Genomic DNA, 23,483 nt, shown 5'->3' with positions numbered 1-23,483 from the left:
ACATTTATACACCACGACTTTCTATATTTTCGCCAATTAAGTAAACACTGAAAACAGTTAAAAATACCATTATTCCAGCTGGCAGCCATAACCACCACTCCATTTGAACACTTATCATATTTCTAGCACTTGACAGCATCATGCCCCAACTTGAACTAGGTGGCTGGACACCTAAGCCTAGAAAACTCAAGGAAGACTCCATTAAAACTGCTTGCGAAACAGACAGCGTAAAAATAGAGACGATAGTATTTTTAATATTAGGTATAATGTGTCTTAAAATAATATGGTAATCTGAAAAATTATTTAATTTAAAATAAGTAATAAATTCTGATTGCTGCAGGTCTTTTATCTCTGAAGCAAATAATCGAGCTGATGACGGCCATGAAAATAAAACAATAATAATAATTAAGTTTGTCGTAGACGGACCCAAAATAGCTGCCAACGATATTGCCAAGATATAAAAAGGGAAGCACATAACCACATCAGCGGTACGCATTACTACTTGATTGATAAATCCGCCGTAATACCCTGCAACAGCACCGACTGCTAACCCTAAAACAGTTCGAAAGATCGTTGCCATTAAACCGACATACAAGGTTATTCTACCGCCTGAAAATAGTCTTGCCATGATATCTCGACCTGTTTCGTCCGTTCCCAAAGGATGCTTAGCTGATGGCGGTTCTGAAACACTCATTAAATCGGTAAATGAACTGCTTACAGGATAGACCAAAGGACCAACAACAACTATAATAATTATTATCCCAAGTATAGTACAGCCTAGATAAAACCATATATTTCGTTTCTTCATTAGTCGCTCATCTCCTTTTTCGACAAAGGATTTAACTGAATACCAAGAATATCAGCAGCTAAATTTGATAAAAGAACAACCCCAACAGTCATACTCAAAAGCCCCATAATTAACGGATAGTCACGGTACGTAACGGCGTCATAATTCAATTTGCCAATCCCCGGCCAAACAAATACAGTTTCAGTAATTAAAGCGCCAGAGAATAGTGCAGGTATTTCCATAAAGATCAAAGTGATCATTTGAGGTAAAACAGTTGGAAAGATTGAATGAACTAATGCTTGCCACCTAGTCATGCCAAATCCCTGTGCAACCAAATAATATTGTTCAGTTAGTTCCCTTTGAAAATAACCTCTAATGTAGCGAATAAATACTGTAGACTGCATAATAGTTAAGGTAATAATCGGTAAAACTGAGTAGAGTGCTAACTGAAAACCACTATCTTCTAATTCACCTGTACCTGAAATAGGAAAAAGATTTAAATCAAATGACAGCCACTTAATAAGCAGAATAGCAATTAAAAAAGTAGGTAAAGAGACTGCTGCAAGATTAATAATATTCATCAACTTAGATACAAATTTACTTGGCTTATATGCCATATACATGCCTATTGGAAATGAAAATATCAAACTCAAGAATAATGACGGAATAGTTAACATTAATGTTTTCGGTAAACGGCTTAGGATAACGTCCACAACAGGTTCTTTATATTGAATCGAATATCCGAAATCAAAAGTGATAAATCCTTTAAACCACTTAATAAATTTAACCGGCAATGGATCATAATAGCCTTTTTGCATTAAAATTTGTTTCGTTTGTTCCTGAGATATATTAGGATTTAGACTGTTTAAATAAGGATTTCCTGGCTGTAATTGCAAGATTATAAAGATAAATATACTCACACCTAAAAAAATAATGAGTGCAACAAGTAAACGTTTAATTATAAATTTTTTCATTCTATTTCTCCATATAAAAAGGACTGCCACCCCTACGAGAAGCAGTCCTACTATTTATTTATTCTATTGTCCAATCCTGAACATTATAAAAGTCTAAAAATGTAGTTGGATTATAGTTTTTTACTTTTGGATTATATGCCTTGATAATATCTGGAGTATACAAAGGAATCCAAGGTAACTCATCGTTTAAAATTTTTCCAAGTTCATTATACAACGATTTCCGTTCATCAATATTAGTCGTTTCTAGAGCTTTCTCAAGAACTTCATCTGCCTTTTTATTATTAAATGCAGAAATATTCCATGCGTAAACACCTTTTTCATCAGAAATAGCATCTGAGTGCCAGTAAGGTTTCAAATCTGGATCTGAAGATAATGTATTGGCCATTAAATACATATCATAATCATGGTTACCGACAACTTGATCCATTACACTAGAAAATTCTTTGTTTTCCAATTTTATTTCAATCCCAATTTCTTTTAATTGATTTTGAATAATCGGCGCAGTATTTTCACGAGTCTTATCTCCTGTTGGAACAGTTAATGTAAATGCTAATCGCTCACCATCTTTTTCAAAAATACTATCTTTAGATTTTTGTTTATATCCAGCTTCTTTTAATAATTCCTTAGCCTTTTTGACATCCTTTTTATACTCAATTAAGCCTTCTTTTGGATAAGACCATAAAGTAGGTACCATTGGTGTTTGAATTAATTCACCGTGACCATCTAATAGTTCTTTTACAATCCCATCACGATCAATACCATAAGCTATAGCTTTTCTGACACTTTTATCGTTTAATTGTTTATTTCGTAAATTCATCCCCATATATTGAATATTTGGACCAGGATAAGTTTTAGTTTTCACATCATGTTTCTTTAAAAATTCGAGATCTTTTTCTTTAAAGCTGGAAATATCTGCAACATCAATTGCACCTTTGGCAATTTCACCAATTGCTGTATCTTGATTAACAACTTTAACATTAAAATTCTTAATTTTTGGTGTTCCCTTATAGTAATTATTAAAAGATTCTAATTTAACATATTCACCATTTTTAAATTCAGCTAATTTATAAGGTCCACTGCCAATTGGTTTATGTAATAAATCAGTTGCTTTTTCCCAATCACCGACTGGAACTTTTTCCCAAATATGTTTTGGTAAAATACTTAACATCCCAATTTTTTGCAATGCAGAAGAAAAAGGTTTTTCAAAAGTAATTTCAATCGTTTTATCATCTTTGACAGAAATACCTTCGATTGATTTTGCCGTCCCGTCATGGTAAGCTTTCGCTCCCTTGATAAATTCTACAACATTGTATGAACCACCAGTATATTTTCCATCCGCTACTGAAGTAAGTGTATATAACACATCTTGAGTTGTCAGTTTTTCACCATCATGAAACGTTAAATTATCTTTTAGTGTAAATGTTAAGTGAAGCATATCATCAGATAATTTAAATTTTTCAGCCATGGCTGGCTCTAATTCATATTTTTCATTTAGTTCTAACATTGAGCTGTAAACCAAAGTATTGATAGCGCCATCATAAATTGTATCAGAAATCTCTGAGTTAAACACACCAGTTGGTGAACTCCACATACCATAAACTAACTCTGATTTTGTGTTTTCCTTTTTAACTTCTGTTTTACTATTGTCCTTTGTTGAGGAACATCCTGCAAAAACCATTAAACTTAAACCCACAATCATGATACTTTTCCACTTTTTCATTTAAACTCCCCTTAATTTTTTTGTTATTAAATACTCAAAAATTATATCATGTGAAATAATGAACGTCAATTAAACTATATACATATGATGATTTAAAGTTAATTAAACAATTATTTAATACGCTTTCACATTCTTTTTTAATAAAACAAAAAAGAGAGCTGTCAATAGCAGCTCCCTTACGTCCGAACATGTATAATAAATTGTATTATTTTAAACGTGAATTGGTAATCCCAAAGCTAATTCAGCCGTATCCATTACAGCTTCTGCTAATGATGGATGTGAGTGAATTGTAAGTGCGATATCTTCTGCATTCATACCTGCTTCAATCGCTAAACCAATCTCAGCAATCATATCACTTGCCCCAACACCGACAACTTGTCCACCAACGATGATATTTTCATCTTTCGTTGTTACTAATCGAACAAAACCTTCAGTTTGGTTAAGAGATAATGCACGACCATTTCCACCAAGGGTGAACTTAGATGATTTAACATCTAAACCTTGCTCTTTAGCTTCTTTTTCAGTCATACCAACAACTGCTAATTCAGGATCTGTAAATGCAACGGCTGGCATAGCAACGTAATCATTAGCAACAGCTTTACCAGAGATTGCTTCTGCAGCAATTTTAGCTTCAAAGCTTGCTTTATGTGCCAAAGCAGGACCAGGAACGATGTCTCCAATTGCCCAGATTGTTGGTACATTAGTACGTCCTTGTTCATCAACTTTAACTAATCCACGATCAGTCATTTCAACACCAGCAATTTCCAATCCTAATTCGTCAGTATTAGGACGACGACCAACTGTAACCATAACATAGTCCGCTTCAATCGCTTCTTCTTTACCGTTAGCTTCATACTTAACAGTTACACTGTCACCATTGTCAACAGCTTCTTTAGCCATTGCTTTTGTAACAACTGTGATTCCTTTTTTCTTAAAGTCAGCTTCAACAAATTTTACCATGTCTTTTTCAAACGTCGGTAAAATTTGAGGAGAACCTTCCAGGATAGTCACTTCAGCACCTAGGTTTGCGTAAGCACTACCTAATTCAGCACCAATAACACCGCCACCGACAATAACTAATTTTTTAGGAACTTCAGTTAAGTTTAATCCACCAGTTGAATCAATAATGCGTTTACCGAATTTAAATCCTTTGATTTCAATTGGTCGGCTACCTGTGGCAACAATCGCATTTTTGAATTCATAAGTCTGTGCTCCATCTTCATGGATAACACGAAGTGTATTTCCATCAACGAAAAATGCCTCTCCGCTGATGATTTCCACTTTATTTTTCTTCAACAAGAACTCAACTCCGGCTGTTAATTTAGAAACAACTCCATTGTTTTTCCATTCTTGAGTTTTTGTAAAATCTAATTTTACATTATCAGCTGTAACACCAAAAACATCAGAATGTTTAGCATCATGATATTTATGACCAGCACTGATTAAGGCTTTAGATGGAATACAGCCAACATTTAGACACACCCCACCAATATACTCACGCTCTATGATTGCGACTTTTTGCCCCATTTGTGCGGCACGAATTGCTGCTACATAGCCACCAGGTCCTGCCCCAATGACAACTGTATCTAATTCTAATGCGAAATCTCCTACTACCATGCGTGATTCACCTTAACCTTCCATTAATAATAATTCTGGATCTGCCAATAAACGTTTGATATTGTTCATAGCTTTTTGAGCAGTTGCTCCATCTACGATACGATGATCAAAGCTCATTGATAATTTCATCATACGACCAACAACAATTTCACCGTCTGTATTGACAACAGGTTGTTGAACGATTGTACCAACACCTAAAATTGCAACTTCAGGATAGTTGATTACCGGTGTAAACCAGCTTCCACCTACTGAACCAATGTTGCTGATTGTAATTGTTCCACCGCGCATATCAGCTGCAGTCAATTTACCTTCAATAGCCATAGCTGCCTTAGTATTGATTTCATCTGCAATATCAAACATACCTTTAGTATCAGCATTTTTGATATTAGGTACATATAAACCATGATCTGTATCAGTTGCAATACCGATGTTATAGTAGTTTTTAAGTACAATTTCATCTGTTGTATCATCAATAGATGCATTCAAGATTGGGAATTTCTTCATAGTAGCTGTCAAAGCTTTAACAACGTATGGTAAGAATGTTAATTTAGTATCGCGAGATGCCGCAACTTCCTTAAATTTCTTACGGTGATCCCATAATTTAGACACTTCAACTTCATCATGTAATGTTACATGAGGTGCTGTATGTTTACTATTAACCATTGCTTTAGCAATTGCTTTACGCGTTGGTGTCATTTTCTCGCGAACTTCTAATTCAGGAGCGCCTACAAAAGGAGTCGGTGCTGCTGCTTTAGGTGCTGCTGCTTGAACAGGTGTATCGCTTGATGCCACTGCTGAATCTGTAGCTGCTGCCGGTGCAGTACCGCCAAAGTTATCAATATCTGACTTAACAACACGTCCACCTTTACCAGTTGGTGTTACCGCAGTAATATCAACACCTTTTTCACGAGCATATTGACGAACTGAAGGCATTGCTAAAACGCGTTTGCTTGGATTTCCTGTTGCTGCAGAAGCTGTAGCTGCTGCTGAACCAGATGATGCTGCTGCAGTTGATTTAGCTTCTACTGGTGCTGACGCTGGTGCATCATTGTGTCCAGGTGCATCAATTTCTACTAACACATCACCAACATGAGCAACTGTGCCTTCGGGTACAACGACATTAACAACTGTTCCTGTTACTGGAGATGGGATCTCTTCAACAGATTTATCATTTTGAACTTCTAACATTGTGTCATCTTCATTGATAGTATCGCCAGCTTTAACAAACCATTTTACGATTTCACCTTCTGCAATACCTTCGCCGATATCTGGTAACTTAAATTGGAATACTCCGCCAGCTGGAGCTGTAGCTACCGCTTCTGGTGCTGATGTTGCTGCTTCTGGAGTTGCTACTTCTTCATCTTCATGTCCAGGTGCATCGATTTCTACTAATACATCACCAACATGAGCAACTGTGCCCTCAGGTACAACAACTTTTAATACTTTACCTGTTACTGGAGACGGAATCTCTTCAACAGATTTGTCATTTTGAACTTCTAACATTGTATCATCTTCGTTGATTGTATCGCCTTCTTTAACGAACCATTTTACGATTTCGCCTTCTGCAATACCTTCACCGATATCTGGTAATTTAAATTTAAACGCCATCTTTACTTACTCTCCTTCTCTATCTGTTCAGCTCTTGATTAAAATTCGTAAACTTCTTTCACTTTTGCTTCAATATCAGATGCATTTGGTAACCAAGTATTTTCAGCTTGACCAAATGGGAAGACAGTATCTGGCGCAGAAACACGTCCGATAGGAGCCTCTAATGATAATACAGCTCTCTCAGAGATTTCAGATACAACTTGTGCACCGACACCTGCTTGCTTTTGAGCTTCTTGAACAACAACAACTCGTCCTGTTTTTTCAACAGAGGCAATGATTGTATCAACATCTAATGGAGCGACTGTACGTAAGTCGATAATTTCAACTGAAATACCATCTTTTTCTAGTGCTTCTGCTGCTTTAATTGCTTCACGAACCATCGCACCATAAGTAATGATTGAAACATCAGAACCTTCACGAGTAACTGCAGCTTTGTCTAAAGGAACAGTATAAGCTTCATCTGGAACTTCCTCACGGAATGAACGATACAATTTCATATGTTCTAAGTAAACGACAGGGTCATTATCACGGATAGCTGAAATTAGTAAGCCTTTTGCATCATAAGGATTACTTGGAATAACCACACGAATACCAGGAGTTTGAGCAATCAAACCTTCTAAGTTATCTGAGTGTAATTCTGGTGTATGCACACCACCACCAAATGGAGCACGAATTGTGATTGGCATTGTACGAGTACCACTCATACGGTAACGAGTACGAGACATTTGTCCAGCAACCTCATCAAATACCTCAAACACAAAGCCAAAGAATTGGATTTCCGGAACTGGGCGGAAACCTTCAAGGGCTAAACCAAAAGCTAAACCACCGATACCTGACTCTGCCAATGGCGTATCAAATACACGATCTTCACCAAATTTTTCTTGCAGACCTTCAGTTGCACGGAAAACACCACCGTTATTACCAACGTCTTCACCGAAGACTAATACATCTGGATTTGCCTCTAATTCTAAAGCTAAAGCATCAGTAATTGCTTGAATCATTGTTTTTTGTGCCATGATTTATTTCGACTCCTTTGCTTCAAAAATGTCAATTTGTTCTTGAATAGTTTTTGGTGTTACTTCAAACATATTTTTTAAGAAATCAGATACTTTTTGTTTTGGAACAGCATCAGCTTCTTTAATCGCTACTTTGATTTCTTCTTTAGTTTGTTCGATTACAGCTTCTTCTTTTTCTTCAGACCATAAACCTTTTTCTGTTAAATAAATACGGAAACGAGTTAATGGATCTTTTGCATGCCATTCATCTTCAGTCTCTTGTGAACGATATCTAGTTGGATCATCACCTGAAAGTGTATGCGGACCATAACGGAATGTTAATGTTTCGATTAAAACAGGCCCATTACCAGCAACAGCCCATTCACGAGCAGCTTTTGTTACTTGGTAAACTGCTAATGGATCCATACCATCAACTTGAACACTTGGAATTCCAGCTGCTACACCTTTTTGAGCTAATGTTTTAGCTGCAGTTTGTTTTTCACGTGGCGTTGAGATAGCATAGCCGTTGTTTTGAATGAAGAAAACAGCATTTGCATGATAAGCTCCAGCAAAGTTAATCCCTTCATAGAAGTCACCTTGTGAAGAACCGCCATCACCAGTGTATGTATAAGCAACATTTTTCTTACCGCGTTTTTTAAGTCCTAAAGCGACACCTGCTGCTTGGATATATTGAGCACCAATAATAATTTGTGGTGGTAATGCTTGTAAATCATCTGTATATACGTTACCAGCTGCGTGGCCACGTGACCATAGGAATGCTTGAGTTAACGGCAAGCCATGTTTAATTAATTGTGGAACATCACGATATCCTGGTAATAGAACATCTTCTTTTTCCATAGCAAATTGACTTGCTAATTGGCTAGCCTCTTGTCCGGCAGTTGGAGCGAAGAATCCAAGACGTCCTTGACGGTTTAAGGCAGTTGAGCGTTGGTCTAACACGCGAGACCAAACCATATCTGTCATTAACTGAACTAACTCGTCATCAGATAAATCAGGAACTAAATCTTTATCGACTATTTTTCCTTTCTCATCTAACACCTGTACAGTAGGAAAATCTGCGTTGATATCTTCTAACAATGCTGCAAAATCAAGTGGGTTTACTTTTTTCTTAGCCATCTTGTTACACAATCCTCTCTTTTTAAAAAATATTCGTGTTTGTCTTAAACAGAAATATAAAACTGTATTACTCGTTCTGTTTCAACAACATAAATTTACCATGATAAAAGAACGATTGCAAGGAAATGAACCGCTCAGTTCTTAACTGATTTAACTCAAATGAAACTGTTATCAAAGATAGTGAAAATCGTCACTTATTTGTTTTCACAATTTTTTGAACATCTTAATTAAACTGTATCTGTATCATGCTGTATCATAATATATTTACACCTGTTGTATATTATTTTTCTGAAAGCTTTTATTTTTAAAGTAGATGTCTTTAGTTTCAAGGATTAAAATTAAGAACAATATTGATTTTATAAAACGTTTTCTGAAACGTTAGTTATTTTTTTAACTACAAAAAGCCATTTATTACGCAATATATTAGAATCAGACGGCTATTTGTGAAATAAATATATTATATTAAAAGAGGGTTTTTAAAATTTTTGTAAACTATTTAATAGATTACTTTATTTTAAAAAAATTTTTTATAAAAAGTAATATTGTTTGAAAAAAATACTTGATGATTCTGTATTATAATTGATGTTGTTTGTTGACAGTCATATTTTTGGGTCATTCCTTTGAAAAGAGACAATCTTTTTTTCAATTTATGTCAAATATACTTTTTCACAAAACGACAATTTTTCATAAATATTCGATAACTGACTTGCGGTAGATAAGATAAACTTTTTTATCTTTCACCCTGTACTAGTCTCTGTGTTATCTAACTAAATAATTAGATGATTAATATACATTTACACAAATTATAAATAAAAAAACAGCCGGCGATAACGTCGACTGTTTCTATCAAATTATTATTTCGTTGCTGCGTAATTTTTATTCACTTGTTCCCAATTAATGACATTGAAGAAAGCATCAACATAATCAGGACGAACATTACTGTATTTTTTATAATAAGCATGCTCCCAAACATCGATACCAATTAATGGTGTTTTACCATCTGTTAATGGTGAATCTTGATTAGCTGTTGAAACAATTTCTAACTGTCCGTTGTTATCAACTAACCATGCCCAACCAGAACCAAATCGTGAAAGAGCAGCTGCTTTAAATTCCTTTTTAAATGTATCATAATTACCAAATGCTGATTCAATCGCACCTTTAATTGCACCCGTTGGTTCGCCACCTGCATTTGGAGCCATAACTTCCCAGAAGAAAGAATGATTTGCATGTCCGCCACCGTTATTGCGTACAGCTGTACGAATATCTTCCGGAACATTATTTAAATCCGCTACTAATTCATCAATTGATTTTTCTCCCAATTCAGGATGTTTTTCGATAGCAGCATTTAAATTAGTCACATATGTATTATGATGCTTGTCATGGTGCAATTTCATTGTTAATTCATCAATATAAGGTTCTAAAGCATCATATGCGTATGGTAATTCTGGTAATTTGTAAGTCATGTCAATTCCTCCTAAAGAATTATATTAAAAATCCTGACAAAATCAATATAACATTAACTTAAGATAAAAACAAAAAATTAGTCTGATAGTAACGATAACTTAACTTGTAAGTTAAATCTAAAAAAGTTAGAATAATGTGGTACAACAGAACTCAAGGAGGCCTTTCCCAAAGTATGAAAAATTTTATCAGCATCTCAAAATCTACATTTAAAAACCCCGCTCAATTATTACAGTACCGTAACAAACGAGGTATTGCGGTTTTTGGATACATTGTATTATTATCAATTATTATGAGTCTACCATTAATCTTTGAAACTGTTCGCTTTGGTCAAACATTGCAACGTGATAGTCTTGAGATTTTAAAGAAAACTCCGGATTTTAAAATTAACAACGACACATTAACCACATCGAAAAAAGATGCAGGCTTTGTTTATCAAACTGATTCCATTATTTTTACATTTGATCCTGACAATAACCGTACTAAACATGAGGTTGCTGAAGATGCTGAACAGGGCGTGATTGCAGTCGGTTTGTTAAAAAACGATGCAGTCGTTTCTTTACCAGCTAATGGCACTGCTTCAGACATCGTCGAGAGCTTTAACACCTCTTATAAATCAATGCCGCTCGCTTCTTTAATTAACAAGGATTTCATCACTGACTTAGTTACACAAAAAAGTAATATCATTACTTTTATCATCATTACTTGTGTTTTCGCATTTGTTTTGATTGCCGGCAATTTCTTATTTAATCTTTTCTTTTTAACCTTGTTTGCTTCAATCTCAAATAAAATTAGAAATAATAACTTAACTTTTGGTAATACATTTAAATTATTAGTTTATTGTTCAACGATACCAAGTATTGTCACTGTTATCTTACAATTTTTACTACCATCTCTGCCATTTAGTACGATCGGCCTAATTATGACAATCTTTATTTACTTTAGTATATTTCCGAAGATCACAAAAAAATCATCCTAGATTAAACTAGGATGATTTTTTAACTATATATATATGCAGGCTCACCATTTTCTAAATTAACTGTTAATTTATAATCACCAAAAAACCATTCATCTGTTGCCTCTACATAATAGCGGACTCCATCTTTATCAATTTCATATATCGGGTCTGATGGTTCGATAACATTAATCCCAGTCGAAAGACCAACATGAACATTTGTTGCTCCCCCATATTTACCGTATATTCTTAAGCTGTCACCTTTCTTTAAATCTAATTCTTCAACATACCATTTATGTGCATCATCTGAAATAGTTAATTCCATACATAGCAACTCCATTCATTTAAACTTAGGCTCATTGTATCATATAATAAAAAAAGCAATGAGACTTTTGCTCATTGCAAATACTTAATCCATCTTATCATCGAGGTAGTCGACTGCTTTGTTATCACCAACAACTAATAAAACGTCATTTTTCAAAATTATTTGATCTGCAGGAGGAGAAACAATTAAGTCTTTTTTCCCCCGACGAACGGCTACGATAGTCAAATTATAATTTTGACGAAAATTTATTTCTTCAATTGTTTTGTCAAAGAAACGCTTATTAGTAACCATCACTTCTGCTAAAGAATAATCCTCAGATAACTCGATAAAGTCTAGCATATTATTTGATGTCAATTTATGACCTACTCTAATCCCCATGTCACGCTCTGGATGCACCACGTAGTCTGCACCGATTTTATCTAGTACTCTAGCATGATATTCATTTTGAGCTTTAGCCGTGATTCTAGGCACACCCATTTCCTTAGCCATCAAGGTAACTAAAATACTTGCTTGAATATCCTCCCCAATCGCAATAATGACGTGATCAAAATTTCTAAGACCTAAAGAACGGAGTGTTGCTTCATCTTGTGCATTTGCGACTACCGCATGTGTCGCAATATTCATAAATTCATTTACTTGATCTTCTGAACTGTCGATGGCTAAAACTTCTTGGTCAGACTCAATAAGTGTACGACAAACACTCCCTCCAAAGCGACCTAATCCAATTACTGCAAATGATTTTCTCAACATCCTACTTATCTCCTCTTCGTCTTAATCAACTAGTCCATGCTTAAATGCATAGATAGTTGCCTGTGTTCGATCCTCTACATTTAATTTAGACAGAATGTTTGATACATGTGTTTTAACAGTCTTCAATGTGATAAATAATTCATCAGCTATCTCTTGATTACTTTTTCCTTCAGTAATCAGCGATAAAATTTCCCGTTCTCTATTTGTTAAATCATCATGTAGCAAGCGCTTTTTAGGTTGTGATAATCGTGCCATCATTTTATTCGTCACTTCTGGTTCAAGCACTTTGTTTCCTGCATTAGCTGAACGGATAGCTTCAGCAATTTCTTTTGCTGACGATGTTTTCAGTAGATAGCCGACCGCACCTGCTTCAATTGCCGGATATACTTTTTCATCATCAATAAAACTTGTCACAATAATAATCTTAGCTTCTGGCCAATCAGCTAAGATTTTTTTGGTTGCTGTTATGCCATCCATGACATCCATAACAAGGTCCATCAGAATAACATCTGGGTGTACAGCTAGTGCTGACTCATAACCTTTCAAACCATTTTCAGCTTCCCCGACGACCTCGATATCTTTTTGAATAGACAAATATGACGATACACCAAGTCTGACCATTTCATGATCATCTACTAACAACACTTTTATCACAAGATTCACCTTCCTAAATTAACGGTATTTTTATTTCGATACTAGTTCCTTGATTTTTAAAACTGATGATTTTTACTGTCCCACCGATACTGCTGACTCGTTCCTTGATATTGGTCAATCCGTAACTACCGACTTTTTCTTCATCTATATTAAAACCAGCGCCATCATCAACCACTTTTAACTGAAGATTCTGATCTCGTTCACTCAAATAAACTTCTAAAACAGAAGCTTTTGCATGTCTTAAAGTATTAGATAATAATTCTTGAACGATACGGAAAAGATGGTCTTCAATATGTGAACTGACAGTTACATCCTCAACGTTCCAAACCACTTCAATATTTATTTTAGTTTTTAATTCTTTTAATAAAGACTCAATACCTTGCTTCAATGACTTATCTTCAAGATTGATTGGGCGCAGATGTAACAGTAAAGCACGCATCTCTGACTGTGATGAATCAATTATACCAGTAATTACGTGTAACTGCTGATCGATAACATCTGGCACATCACTCTCGGCGACAATTTCATTAAGGGTTGAGAGCATCATTGTTGCTGCAAATAATTGTTGGCTGACCGAATCATGCAGCTCACGAGCGATTCGATGTCTTTCTTCTTTAATGATATTTTCCTTTGTTTCACCGTCAACCAATTTTGGTGTCTGACTCAATTCTTGTAATTCCTTTGTCATATCAACAAGTTTCATGCGTATCGATTGAATATCCAAATCAATTTGTGCTGGATTGCCTCCAACGGAATCAGTGATTTTACGATGTTCATACTGACCTAACGCCATAAGACGTAGCTGCATCTCAATCTTCCCATAAACTTTTAAATCAAGTACATACAATATTCCCAATACAATAAAACCAATCATAATCGAAATTAAAATAACATAAAATAGTATTGGGATTTTAAATAGTCGTGTCGTTAACAATTCGACAGACCAATTTGACTGTTTATTGGCAAAAAAATAAAGAAATAAAATTAAAACAAACATCAACAGACTAAATAGAAATGAATAAAAAAAGATAAGCGGACGATTTATTTTTTCAATCATATACGAATCACCTCAACATCACCAAATAAAGTATTCGTAATAATTTTTAATCGTCTGGTCGCTGTATCATAGTCTTCACTGTACAAACGAATTGATTCATTTGATAAGGCATAGTCTTTGTCGTCAAAACTGATATTGCCAATGATTGCAGAATGTTCAACCATAATCCCGATGCCGACAGGAACCAACAATCTAGTTCGTCCAATTCCTTTACGCACAATAACGATATTATCATCTTTAGGTAATAGTGTATTGCCTAAATCAACTAAAGTATCGCCCCATGGGACAGCAATGTTGATATCGTTCCATTCAAAGGTCGACTCACCTATTCTTTGTTTACCAAGCCAAGGGCGCTTAAAACGACGACCAGATTTAGGTTCACTGGCACTTGTCTCCACCATGACCATTTGTTTTTTATTCCAAGGTGCATTTGAAAATAGGTTAGTACCCGACAATTCAATTCCTTTAGATCCAATAAAAACAATCGCCACAATTAAGAACAACCAAATGGCAGGACTACTTAAACCGCATAAAACACCCAGTACTATCCCTGAAATTAATTGAAATTGATTAAACGACGTGCGCGATTTTTTTTTCAGCACATAACCAATATTAAACATTGCAAACACGAATAATATAAATACAGGTATATTTGTTAATAATTGATACGCTCCACCTAACAATAATAAGGCTTCAATAATGAAAAAAAATTTCCATGAGCTTTGCATAATTGTTTAGCTCCTTTTCTGTGACTATCTGTTTAAATTATAACGAAAGAACCAATAATAAGTAAACATCAAAAGCTGTAAAGTATTATCAGTCTTTAGTCTGATATTTAAAAGAAAAAGTTATGCCTAGGCATAACTTTAAGAAATTTTCTTGATTTTGACAGCCATGTTACCACCAGGTGTAGCAATAATAACCTCTTCACCTAATTTTTTACCTATCAATGCTTGCGCAATTGGTGAGTCATTTGAAATCTTACCAGAAAAAGGATCTGCTTCTGCACTCCCGACAATTGTATATTCCTCTTCCTCGCCATCAGGCAACTCAATAAATGTTACCGAACGACCAAGTGCCACTTCATCTTTAGCGACATTACCGTTGTCAATGATTTGTGCAAAACGTATCATGTTTTCGATTGTTGTAATACGCCCCTCGACAAAAGCTTGTTCATCTTTAGCAGATTCATATTCTGAGTTTTCTGATAAATCTCCAAAACTTCTAGCAATTTTAATCCGTTCCACAATTTCAGGACGTTTCTTCATGATTAAATCTTCTAATTCTTGTTCTAACTTTATTTTCCCGTCAAGGGTCATTGGATATGTTTTTTCCACGGTGCTCACTTCTCCTTAAATATAAATATCCCTTAATAATAAATATAAAGGAATAGCTTTTCCAATCTTACATTGGAAAAGCTTTTCGTTCAAGAAAAACAATAACACGTTCAAAATGAAAAGTAAATAAAAATCTGGCATTTTATCTATCTTGTTATTTTTTATTGTCAATATATTCTTCTTTCAATTTTAAATGTTCTTCATAATTCTTAGCATAATACACTTTACCAGTTGATACATCAGCTAAAAAGTACATAAAATCATTTGGTTCTGGATTTAATACAGCTTCAATTGCTTGTTGACTTGGGTTATTAAATGGTCCTGGACCATAACCTTTATTAAGATACAAATTATACGGTGAATCAACTTGAGTATCTGCATTTGATAAATGCACCTTATGTTCGTCAAGTGCATATAAAATTGAAATATCTGACTGCAACGGCATTCCGGCATTAATCCGATTAAAGAAGACCTGAGCTATTTTGCGGCGGTCAAGTTCATGAACACCTTCTTTTTCAACCAATGATGCCAATGTTAACACTTCTTGAACAGTCAAATTCTTAGTTTTTATTTGCTCATAGTACGGAAGCATCACTTGATTTGACTTAGCAACCATCTGATCAACTAAATCTTCCAGCTTGGTATCTTCATAGTAATTATAAGTTGCTGGATACAAGTAACCTTCTAGATGATATTTAACACCTTTAGAATCTTTATCACTTGTTAATAATTCCGGATATTTTTCAACTAAGCCATTAAAGTAATCTTCATTTTTCATCAAATTCATAAAATCGTCTTTTTTTATTTTTGTTTTCTTGCCTAATAGATCAGCAATTTGATTAACTGAATAACCTTCCGGTACAGTTAATTTTGCATCTGCTAAAGCTTCTGGCTCGTCCGTTCCACCTTGCTGCAAGGTCTTAGCTATTTCAGATAATTCCATACTTGGTGCCATCTGATAGTAACCAGCCTGAAAATCAGAAAGATTATTCATCTTAACATAATAAGAAAAGACCAAGCCACTCTTAATAACTTTATCTTTTTCGAGTATTTGCCCAATTTCTTTACTTGAACTACCTACTGGGATGTTTACTTGAACCAGTTTTTTATTGTCAGGATTTAACGGTTTTAAACTTGATTTAAAAAAACTATAGAAGGAAAAGGCTGCGATAACAATTGCCATAACCAATAATGTAATGACTATTGCAATAATTCTACCAACAGTTTTATTCTCTTTTTGTTTTTTATTATACTTCTTTTGTCGCGTGCGATTACGCTTTGGTTGTGTCTTATCTGAAGATCCACTTTCTGACACGACAGATTCCTCGATTGGCGTCTTTGACTCCAAATCGTTTGGATTGTTTTCTTTTGTCAAAGGGAAACCTCCTCAATTCATTTAAATATTTTTGCTCTACTCATTATACATTATTCTATACAAATTCCAACTATTCTCCCGATTTTTTTATTAGTTCTTTATATGAATGGCCAAAAATAACAATAATTATAGTCAAAAATCATAAAAACCATGTTTGTACTTTATTTTTTGAGTATTATCGGATAAAATAACTCTAGATTATAAAAAAGGAGCACTGATTAACTATGGAAGAATTGCCAAAATGCCCAGAGTGTGGGTCAAGCTACACTTATGAGGATCGTGGACTTTTCATCTGTCCAGAATGCGGAAATGAATGGTCTAAAGAGCAAGTAGAAACAGAAGAAGCCAGCTTAGTTGTAAAAGATGCTAACGGCAACATATTAGCTGACGGTGATAGCGTGACAATAATTAAAGATTTGAAAGTAAAAGGAGCATCAGGACCTTTAAAACAAGGAACAAAAGTGAAAAATATCCGACTAGTGGAAGGCGACCATAACATTGATTGTAAAATTGACAGCTTTGGTCCTATGAAACTTAAATCAGAATTTGTAAAAAAACTTTAAAAAAATCGACAGATACGCTTATCTGTCGATTTTTTATTATCGTTCTCCTTCTTTTAAATCTTCAAACGCATCTAATATACGGTTTTTAATTTCATCTACATTACCTTTTGCAGATTCCATATAAGAGCTAAGCTGCTCTTCACGTGAATTGCTCTCGATTTTTTCTAATATACCAATCATGGTCTTTAATTGTTCATCATCTAAATCATTAGCAATGGCTAAAAATTTTTGATCATCCTTCAATTTTTCACGAACCAACATTTTGTATTTCATTTTGTCAATTGATTCAGTTGTCTTTTTTACTGCTTTGGAAGTTACCTTTCCAATAACAACCAAACTTAAAACTGATGTAACTCCGATAATATATTTAGTCGATTTTTTCATTGTAAAAGCCTCCATTTCTAAAGTATATTATAACACTGTCATTGCTATTAATAAAATGATAGCCTTAATTAAGTAATTATTGATTCTAAAAACAGCATCTTTTATATCAAATAGAACAAAAAAGCACAAGGACAGCTGACAGATCACAGCACCTTGCACCTAAAATAATAAAGCCACCTGCCGGGCTTGAACCGGCGACCCCCACCTTACCATGGTGGTGCTCTACCAGCTGAGCTAAGGCGGCACTAAAACTTACAAATAGTATCATACCTAGAACCTATTAGGTTTGTCAATACTAAAACAAAATATTACTGTATAGATTTTATTTTTATCAAAAAATATCACCCGTTCCTTTATAAAATTGATTCTCTTAGCGAACACCTAAGCCAAATATTAATATCAAGATTTTTAAAAAAGGTCATCTGACATTCAAAACTAAAACTGATACTAACGTTGAAGTACCTTGTCAAACAACCATAAACATAGTATTGTTAAAGGTGAATGATTTTGTAGAAAGTGTGAGAGATTGTTAAATGAGAATACGACTTATCGGCTATGCAGGCAGCGGTAAAACCTCCCTCATGCAAAAATTAGAAAAAGACTATAAATTACCTGGCATTTCGTTAGATGATTTTTTAAAAATTAAAGATAAGCAACAACGTTTTATCGAAGTAAATAAACACATCGAAAAATTCCCCTCTTGGGTGGTCGAAGGCGTGCAAGTCAGTCAGTGGACCAAGGGAACTTTTGAGGAAGCAAACCTCATTGTTCTACTTGATTATCCCCTACTATTAACCCAATACCGCGTTGTGAAACGTACCATCAAACAATTTTTCGAGTTAAAGCGTAGTATGAAACAGCGGTATTATGTGATTAAGCGGATGTTTAAACTTTTTAAATGGAATCGTAACTTTAAAAAAAGACTGCCTCAAGTGAAGGAAGCTCTATATCAGTATCCAGTAACTTTAATGATTATTGAGTCACCAAATGATTTAAATCGTTTGTATGACTTCATTAACCACAATAAAAATAAAATAAGATTAGTTAAATCAAAAAATTCCAAAAAAAGAAAACCTTCCTCATCTAATAGGAAGATTTCCAAACGTAGCAGCAAAACAATCAAAAAAAATAAAGTTAAAACTAAGGCAAAATCGACAACCAAAAACAAACATCAAAAATCAAAAAAGAAGCGATAACAATTATTAGGTATCATGCCAAGATAATTGTTATTGCTTCTTTCTTTTAGTATTCCATTAAAGCTAAAATATCATAATTATTTATTTTATCGCGACCTTTAAGATCCATTAATTCAATTAGAAAAGCACATCCTACGACTTCGCCACCTAGCTGCTCAACCAGTTTAATTGTTGCAGCAATTGTACCACCTGTTGCTAGTAAATCATCACAAATAATTACTTTTTGACCTGGCTTAATAGCGTCCTTATGCAAGGCTAGTGTTGCTTCGCCATACTCTAGACCGTAACTAACTTCAATTGTTTCGCGAGGTAACTTGCCTTTTTTCCGTGCTGGTGCAAAACCGATTCCCAACTCATACGCTACTGGACAACCAATAATAAAGCCTCTAGCTTCTGGTCCTACAACCATCTCAGCACCTTTTTCTCGTGCGTATTCGACAATTTGATTGGTTGCTTCTTGATATGCCGCACCGTTACCCATCAATGGTGAGATATCACGAAATGTGACACCTTCCACCGGGTAATTTGGGATACTCGCTATATAATCTTTTAAATTCATCGTGCTTCCTCCTGTAATAAAAGCCATTTCTTAATATCAGAGACATCACTATAAACAAATAGCTTTTCTGCTTCTATGCGTTTTAAATATGCTTGATACTCTTTACTGTCTGTTAATGGGTGTTGTGTAGGGTTTTCAACCATTGACATCACGCCATCATCTATTGTAACAAATCCTAATTCAAAAAACACTTTAATCATAAAAATTAACTGGTTCTTATCAATTTTTAAATAACGGGCTAGGTCGGGTAATTTATATCGAATATCAAAAGTAGGAAATTGTTTAATTACTTTAAAAAGTTTCCCAAAATCAGTCCGATTAGGAATCCCCTGCATATAATGATCGAAATCGACGTCTGCTTTAATATAAATACGGTTTAAGTCACAGTAACTGAATAATTCTTCAGCAACCTCCATGCTTGGTGGACAGTCCAAAATAACAATCGACCTATCCGTCAATTGCCGTTGATAGCTGCTATCAGCGGAGAGGTCATTAAACCATAATAAATTAGGCAAGTCTGTGTAACTATCTTTAAATTTTTCATCAAAGTAAATGTTGATACAGCTATCATTTTGTATTAATGACGCATGGTATTTTTTACCACGAATATCCAAAATCTGCATACCATCAACCTTGAAATCCTTCACCATTAACTGCGGTTTTTGTCGACCATTCCATTCATTAATAGATAACTGTCCAACAATTTCATATTGGTCGCCATCCAGCAGTTCAGTCAGCTGGTTTCCCATAGAAAAACCAATACAATCGAGCTTACTACCAGAATTGTCTAACTCAAATTTTAAGTGAGACTTATCTGAGCCGATTTGTTTCAACTGATTGATTTGATTACCGACAACTCGAACAGTCGGTATAGGATTATCCATCCCAAATGGTCGTAAACTATCAAATCGTTTGATTTCTGTGATTGATATTTCTTGTGGATGCAGCGACTCATCAATCACTAAGACATCCTTTTGACTCAAATCAATATCGCTTGCTCGCAAAATTTGATTTAATTTATCTTTGATCAAGTCAAGTTTGTCAGCTTCAAAAGAGAGCCCAGCAGCCATGTAATGACCACCAAAACCTAATAATAAATCCTTAACTTGATTTAACAACTTAAACAAATCTACTGCTTCAATACTACGGCCAGAACCCTTAATGATGCCCGTATCGCTATTTCTGGTTAAGACAAGTGTCGGTTTATGCGTTGTTTTAACAATTTTATTTGCGACAATCCCTAAAACACCCTCATGCCAACCATCTTTAACCAAAATATTCATCGGCTGCTCTTGTTCTGTTGCCAGCATTTTTAGAGCTTCTTCTGTAATCTCACTGACAATTTCTTGTCTTTTCACGTTTGTTGTCTGAATAAACTCTGCTAAGGCTGCAGCTTTTTCTTCATCAAACGTAGACAGCAATTCTACCCCAGGAGAAGCGTCGCCTAAACGACCAAGCGCATTTAACCGCGGGGCAAACTGAAAACCGATAGTCTCTTCATTAATTTCTTGAAGTGGTGTTCCGGCTAGTTCTGCTAAAGCATGTAAGCCGACTCGGTCTGACTGCCTCATCATGTCTATCCCTAATTTAACTAATGAGCGGTTTTCACCTACTAGTGGGACCATGTCTGCGATAGAACCAATTGCAACTAGATCTATCAATTCAAGCGGTGTCTCCCCTAATAAAGCCGTAGCAAATTTAAAGGCAACTCCAACACCGGCTAACTCTTTAAATGGATAATTACTCTCAGGATGTTTTGGATGAACAATCGCAAACGCATCTGGCAAAGTATCCGGTAGTTCATGATGATCCGTAACAATGACATCAACGCCTTGTGCTTTTGCATAAGCAATAGCTTCATGTCCGCTAACACCATTATCAACTGTAATAATTAATTGAACACCCTGATTTTCAATCATGTCTTGATACACTGCAAGATTAGGTCCATACCCATCTTTAAAACGATTCGGCAAATAATAACTAACGTTGGCACCAATCAATTCCAGAGTATCTTTCATAACAGTTGTACTTGTAATTCCATCAGCATCATAATCACCGTAAATCAAAATCTTCTGATCATTCATTACAGCATCTTGCACACGCTTGATACTTTTATCCATATCATGAAGTAGCAATGGATCATGCAAATCTTCAAGTGATGGATTTAAAAAAACAGATAATTCATTGGCTGTATTAATACCACGATGAATTAAGAACGGCACTAAATTTTCCGATAGCCCACAGTCTTTCAGCGCAGCAGTTAGCTCGTCATTTCGCACGTCTTGATTTAACTGTTCCCATTTATATTCTGACTCTCTCAAAAATAACACCCCTTTTAAAAACTCAAAAAAGGACTGCCATCGTCCTCAACTTTTAAATTTTATCACAAATACCCACAACTCACAATTATTTATCCCTTGTCACTCTTTGTCTAGTTTGTTACACTAGTTTTAAAAAAGGAGCGTGCTATGAAAAAGTGGATATGGATTGTTTCACTACTGCTAGCAACTGAAGTCGCAGTTATTGGTTACTTTGTATATACAAAGCAACATGTCATAAAAACCGAGCAGACATCACAAACAATAAAACAACCGAAAAAATCGGCTAAGACTAACCAAACATCAACAGTTGAGACAACCAATAATACAACAAAAAATGAACATAAGATTGACACAGCCAAATGGAAAAAAAGCGAAGCCGAAATTGCCTTTCCAATTCTAATGTATCATAGCCTAATGTCAACAAATGACGGCAATACATTAAAAGTTCCCCCAGCAGAATTTAAAGAACATATGCAGTGGCTGAAGGACAATGGCTACTATACACTAACCACCGAAGAAGCCTATATCGTCTTAACTGAAAATAAGGCACCCGCTGACAAAATTGTGTGGGTAACTTTAGATGACGGCTATCTAAATAATTTTACTGATGGTTTTCCTGTGCTTAAAGAATTATCTCAAAATGCGACCATCAATTATATTACATCGAAAATGGGGTCCAGTAATTACTTTAATGTAGACCAAATGAAAGAAATGAAAAATAGCGACTTGATCGATATTGAAAGCCACACCGTCAGCCACTTAGACTTGAATACTCTCTCTGAAGAACAAATCAGGACAGAGTTAACAGACTCAAAAAATTATCTCAACAAAGAGTTAGATCAAGAAACCATGATGCTCTGCTACCCAGCAGGACGCTATGATGAACGTGTCCAAAAAATAGCAGCAGAAACCGGTTATAAGTTAGCTTTAACAACAGAACCAGGTTTAGCACGTAAATCAGACGGCATGTATGCCTTAAAACGTGTACGAATTAATCCAGGGCTATCTGGCGAAGCCTTTGGTGCCGTATTGAATGCAAGTCAATAAAAAAGCAGCAGATGATTAAATCATCCGCTGCTTTTTAAATCTCCAAAAATAGTTAGAAAAAATAAATTTAATTTCACTGTCTGTGAGTAGAGAAAGTTGCCACCGTTTTTATAAAGCCTGCCACGATTATTGATTAACGCTAGCGGATGCTTATAAAAGTAGGTCTCCTTCTTCTCATTACCCAGTAAAGGCGCCAACACATCTCGCGAGTAAGTCTTTGACGTATCTATCGAATCAACATGTCCTCTATCAGCAACATAGTTAATATAACTTGTACCAAAATTATACGCTTGTACAGCAGTCCAAATATCGCAATCTTTATCTTGCGCGACTTTTATAACTTCCGCCAAGTGCTCTGTCCCCGAGTCGATACTCTCCTCAGTAGTTGAAATCTGATTTCTAATGCCATAACGACTTTCACTACTTTGCATCAAATCCACATGCTCACCCTTAGACTCAGTGAAAATAATTGCTAGGGCGATATCACTATACTCTTCGATGCCGTATTTTTTACTAGCAGCATTAACTTCTGTTTGCCATTTCATCACCTGTTGTACTTGACGATAAATCGTAAACATCGTTACACTAACAAAACAACCAATCATTAGTAAAAACGTTACCCCAAGTCTTTTTAGCCACCGTTTTTTTCTCGTCATAACAT

23 protein-coding genes and 1 tRNA gene are annotated in these 23,483 nt (G+C 35.1%); 4 read left to right on the top strand and 20 right to left on the bottom strand.

The window, feature by feature from the left end; genetic code table 11:
• Positions 1–4 precede the first annotated feature (4 nt).
• The 8 genes from CBF37_RS04595 to CBF37_RS04560 form a co-directional block, all read right to left on the bottom strand.
• Positions 5–808 (bottom strand): ABC transporter permease, encoded by an 804-nt coding sequence (locus CBF37_RS04595; RefSeq protein WP_125983546.1) that lies wholly within the window; start codon positions 806–808, stop codon positions 5–7.
• The gene (locus CBF37_RS04590; RefSeq protein WP_125983545.1) at positions 808–1,761 is read right to left on the bottom strand and encodes an ABC transporter permease; all 954 of its coding nucleotides are present in this window, start codon (positions 1,759–1,761) and stop codon (positions 808–810) included. Before CBF37_RS04590 ends, CBF37_RS04595 begins: the two co-directional genes overlap by 1 nt.
• Before the next feature lie 58 nt (positions 1,762–1,819).
• A complete protein-coding gene (locus CBF37_RS04585) occupies positions 1,820–3,481 on the bottom strand; it encodes an ABC transporter substrate-binding protein (RefSeq protein ID WP_125983544.1) in 1,662 nt (553 codons plus the stop codon).
• A 210-nt stretch (positions 3,482–3,691) separates the two neighbouring features.
• Positions 3,692–5,098: a dihydrolipoyl dehydrogenase gene (gene lpdA / locus CBF37_RS04580; RefSeq protein ID WP_125983543.1), complete on the bottom strand. Its 1,407-nt coding sequence runs from the start codon at positions 5,096–5,098 to the stop codon at positions 3,692–3,694.
• A gap of 12 nt (positions 5,099–5,110) precedes the next feature.
• Positions 5,111–6,706: a dihydrolipoyllysine-residue acetyltransferase gene (locus CBF37_RS04575; protein ID WP_125983542.1), complete on the bottom strand. Its 1,596-nt coding sequence runs from the start codon at positions 6,704–6,706 to the stop codon at positions 5,111–5,113.
• A gap of 38 nt (positions 6,707–6,744) precedes the next feature.
• A complete protein-coding gene (locus tag CBF37_RS04570) occupies positions 6,745–7,722 on the bottom strand; it encodes an alpha-ketoacid dehydrogenase subunit beta (RefSeq protein WP_125983541.1) in 978 nt (325 codons plus the stop codon).
• A 3-nt stretch (positions 7,723–7,725) separates the two neighbouring features.
• Positions 7,726–8,838 carry a pyruvate dehydrogenase (acetyl-transferring) E1 component subunit alpha gene (gene pdhA, locus CBF37_RS04565; protein WP_125983540.1) on the bottom strand — a complete coding sequence of 371 codons (1,113 nt, stop codon included), beginning with the start codon at positions 8,836–8,838 and terminating at the stop codon, positions 7,726–7,728.
• A gap of 854 nt (positions 8,839–9,692) precedes the next feature.
• Positions 9,693–10,301, bottom strand: coding sequence for a superoxide dismutase (locus tag CBF37_RS04560; RefSeq protein WP_125983539.1), 609 nt, complete (start codon positions 10,299–10,301; stop codon positions 9,693–9,695).
• A gap of 173 nt (positions 10,302–10,474) precedes the next feature.
• Between CBF37_RS04560 and CBF37_RS04555 the strand changes: the two genes are divergently transcribed.
• Positions 10,475–11,278, top strand: coding sequence for a DUF1189 family protein (locus tag CBF37_RS04555; RefSeq protein WP_165866634.1), 804 nt, complete (start codon positions 10,475–10,477; stop codon positions 11,276–11,278).
• 19 nt (positions 11,279–11,297) lie between these two features.
• On the opposite strand, the gene CBF37_RS04550 is transcribed toward CBF37_RS04555, so the two are convergent.
• The 7 genes from CBF37_RS04550 to mltG form a co-directional block, all read right to left on the bottom strand.
• On the bottom strand, positions 11,298–11,579 hold the full coding sequence (locus CBF37_RS04550; protein ID WP_125983537.1) for a HesB/YadR/YfhF family protein: 282 nt from the start codon (positions 11,577–11,579) through the stop codon (positions 11,298–11,300).
• Positions 11,580–11,663: 84 nt separating this feature from the next.
• Entirely contained in the window at positions 11,664–12,329 is a 666-nt protein-coding gene (locus CBF37_RS04545; protein WP_420824161.1) for a potassium channel family protein, read from the bottom strand.
• 21 nt (positions 12,330–12,350) lie between these two features.
• Entirely contained in the window at positions 12,351–12,983 is a 633-nt protein-coding gene (locus CBF37_RS04540) for a response regulator (RefSeq protein WP_125983536.1), read from the bottom strand.
• Between the two features lie 13 nt (positions 12,984–12,996).
• Complete coding sequence (locus CBF37_RS04535) at positions 12,997–14,040, bottom strand: sensor histidine kinase (RefSeq protein ID WP_125983535.1); 1,044 nt, start codon at positions 14,038–14,040, stop codon at positions 12,997–12,999.
• The gene (gene liaF / locus CBF37_RS04530) at positions 14,037–14,768 is read right to left on the bottom strand and encodes a cell wall-active antibiotics response protein LiaF (protein WP_125983534.1); all 732 of its coding nucleotides are present in this window, start codon (positions 14,766–14,768) and stop codon (positions 14,037–14,039) included. The genes CBF37_RS04535 and liaF overlap by 4 nt, the downstream gene beginning before the upstream one ends.
• Positions 14,769–14,906: 138 nt before the next feature.
• Complete coding sequence (gene greA, locus CBF37_RS04525; RefSeq protein WP_338067343.1) at positions 14,907–15,377, bottom strand: transcription elongation factor GreA; 471 nt, start codon at positions 15,375–15,377, stop codon at positions 14,907–14,909.
• Positions 15,378–15,531: 154 nt separating this feature from the next.
• Positions 15,532–16,692 carry an endolytic transglycosylase MltG gene (mltG, locus tag CBF37_RS04520; protein WP_420824163.1) on the bottom strand — a complete coding sequence of 387 codons (1,161 nt, stop codon included), beginning with the start codon at positions 16,690–16,692 and terminating at the stop codon, positions 15,532–15,534.
• Between the two features lie 284 nt (positions 16,693–16,976).
• Here mltG and CBF37_RS04515 point away from each other — a divergent pair, with 284 nt between their 5' ends.
• Positions 16,977–17,315, top strand: coding sequence for a zinc ribbon domain-containing protein YjdM (locus CBF37_RS04515; protein ID WP_125983532.1), 339 nt, complete (start codon positions 16,977–16,979; stop codon positions 17,313–17,315).
• A gap of 36 nt (positions 17,316–17,351) precedes the next feature.
• On the opposite strand, the gene CBF37_RS04510 is transcribed toward CBF37_RS04515, so the two are convergent.
• Positions 17,352–17,699, bottom strand: a complete 348-nt coding sequence (locus tag CBF37_RS04510) for a hypothetical protein (RefSeq protein WP_125983531.1) — start codon at positions 17,697–17,699, stop codon at positions 17,352–17,354.
• A 171-nt stretch (positions 17,700–17,870) separates the two neighbouring features.
• Positions 17,871–17,943: transfer RNA gene (locus tag CBF37_RS04505), tRNA-Thr, on the bottom strand.
• Between the two features lie 289 nt (positions 17,944–18,232).
• On the opposite strand from CBF37_RS04505, the gene CBF37_RS04500 reads away from it, so the two are divergent.
• Complete coding sequence (locus CBF37_RS04500; RefSeq protein WP_125983530.1) at positions 18,233–18,895, top strand: P-loop NTPase family protein; 663 nt, start codon at positions 18,233–18,235, stop codon at positions 18,893–18,895.
• A gap of 46 nt (positions 18,896–18,941) precedes the next feature.
• On the opposite strand, the gene CBF37_RS04495 is transcribed toward CBF37_RS04500, so the two are convergent.
• Positions 18,942–19,454 (bottom strand): adenine phosphoribosyltransferase, encoded by a 513-nt coding sequence (locus tag CBF37_RS04495; RefSeq protein ID WP_125983529.1) that lies wholly within the window; start codon positions 19,452–19,454, stop codon positions 18,942–18,944.
• Positions 19,451–21,775: a single-stranded-DNA-specific exonuclease RecJ gene (gene recJ / locus CBF37_RS04490; RefSeq protein ID WP_165866633.1), complete on the bottom strand. Its 2,325-nt coding sequence runs from the start codon at positions 21,773–21,775 to the stop codon at positions 19,451–19,453. The genes CBF37_RS04495 and recJ overlap by 4 nt, the downstream gene beginning before the upstream one ends.
• A 147-nt stretch (positions 21,776–21,922) precedes the next feature.
• On the opposite strand from recJ, the gene CBF37_RS04485 reads away from it, so the two are divergent.
• Entirely contained in the window at positions 21,923–22,822 is a 900-nt protein-coding gene (locus tag CBF37_RS04485) for a polysaccharide deacetylase family protein (RefSeq protein ID WP_125983527.1), read from the top strand.
• A gap of 20 nt (positions 22,823–22,842) precedes the next feature.
• Here CBF37_RS04485 and CBF37_RS04480 read toward each other — a convergent pair whose 3' ends face one another.
• Complete coding sequence (locus tag CBF37_RS04480) at positions 22,843–23,478, bottom strand: lysozyme family protein (protein ID WP_125983526.1); 636 nt, start codon at positions 23,476–23,478, stop codon at positions 22,843–22,845.
• Positions 23,479–23,483: the final 5 nt, after the last annotated feature.

This window comes from Vagococcus vulneris (genome assembly GCF_003950515.1).
Classification (GTDB): Bacteria; Bacillota; Bacilli; order Lactobacillales; family Vagococcaceae; genus Vagococcus; species Vagococcus vulneris.
This window is presented reverse-complemented; position numbering and strand designations above follow the sequence as displayed.

Bases quoted from the DNA above. Each gene is read 5' to 3' on its own strand.
- CBF37_RS04595 (WP_125983546.1), bottom strand. From the start codon at position 808: ATGAAGAAACGAAATATATGGTTTTATCTAGGCTGTACTATACTTGGG.
- CBF37_RS04590 (WP_125983545.1), bottom strand. From the start codon at position 1,761: ATGAAAAAATTTATAATTAAACGTTTACTTGTTGCACTCATTATTTTT.
- CBF37_RS04585 (WP_125983544.1), bottom strand. From the start codon at position 3,481: ATGAAAAAGTGGAAAAGTATCATGATTGTGGGTTTAAGTTTAATGGTT.
- lpdA (WP_125983543.1), bottom strand. From the start codon at position 5,098: ATGGTAGTAGGAGATTTCGCATTAGAATTAGATACAGTTGTCATTGGG.
- CBF37_RS04575 (WP_125983542.1), bottom strand. From the start codon at position 6,706: ATGGCGTTTAAATTTAAATTACCAGATATCGGTGAAGGTATTGCAGAA.
- CBF37_RS04570 (WP_125983541.1), bottom strand. From the start codon at position 7,722: ATGGCACAAAAAACAATGATTCAAGCAATTACTGATGCTTTAGCTTTA.
- pdhA (WP_125983540.1), bottom strand. From the start codon at position 8,838: ATGGCTAAGAAAAAAGTAAACCCACTTGATTTTGCAGCATTGTTAGAA.
- CBF37_RS04560 (WP_125983539.1), bottom strand. From the start codon at position 10,301: ATGACTTACAAATTACCAGAATTACCATACGCATATGATGCTTTAGAA.
- CBF37_RS04555 (WP_165866634.1), top strand. From the start codon at position 10,475: ATGAAAAATTTTATCAGCATCTCAAAATCTACATTTAAAAACCCCGCT.
- CBF37_RS04550 (WP_125983537.1), bottom strand. From the start codon at position 11,579: ATGGAATTAACTATTTCAGATGATGCACATAAATGGTATGTTGAAGAA.
- CBF37_RS04545 (WP_420824161.1), bottom strand. From the start codon at position 12,329: ATGTTGAGAAAATCATTTGCAGTAATTGGATTAGGTCGCTTTGGAGGG.
- CBF37_RS04535 (WP_125983535.1), bottom strand. From the start codon at position 14,040: ATGATTGAAAAAATAAATCGTCCGCTTATCTTTTTTTATTCATTTCTA.
- liaF (WP_125983534.1), bottom strand. From the start codon at position 14,768: ATGCAAAGCTCATGGAAATTTTTTTTCATTATTGAAGCCTTATTATTG.
- CBF37_RS04515 (WP_125983532.1), top strand. From the start codon at position 16,977: ATGGAAGAATTGCCAAAATGCCCAGAGTGTGGGTCAAGCTACACTTAT.
- CBF37_RS04510 (WP_125983531.1), bottom strand. From the start codon at position 17,699: ATGAAAAAATCGACTAAATATATTATCGGAGTTACATCAGTTTTAAGT.
- CBF37_RS04500 (WP_125983530.1), top strand. From the start codon at position 18,233: ATGAGAATACGACTTATCGGCTATGCAGGCAGCGGTAAAACCTCCCTC.
- CBF37_RS04495 (WP_125983529.1), bottom strand. From the start codon at position 19,454: ATGAATTTAAAAGATTATATAGCGAGTATCCCAAATTACCCGGTGGAA.
- CBF37_RS04485 (WP_125983527.1), top strand. From the start codon at position 21,923: ATGAAAAAGTGGATATGGATTGTTTCACTACTGCTAGCAACTGAAGTC.
- CBF37_RS04480 (WP_125983526.1), bottom strand. From the start codon at position 23,478: ATGACGAGAAAAAAACGGTGGCTAAAAAGACTTGGGGTAACGTTTTTA.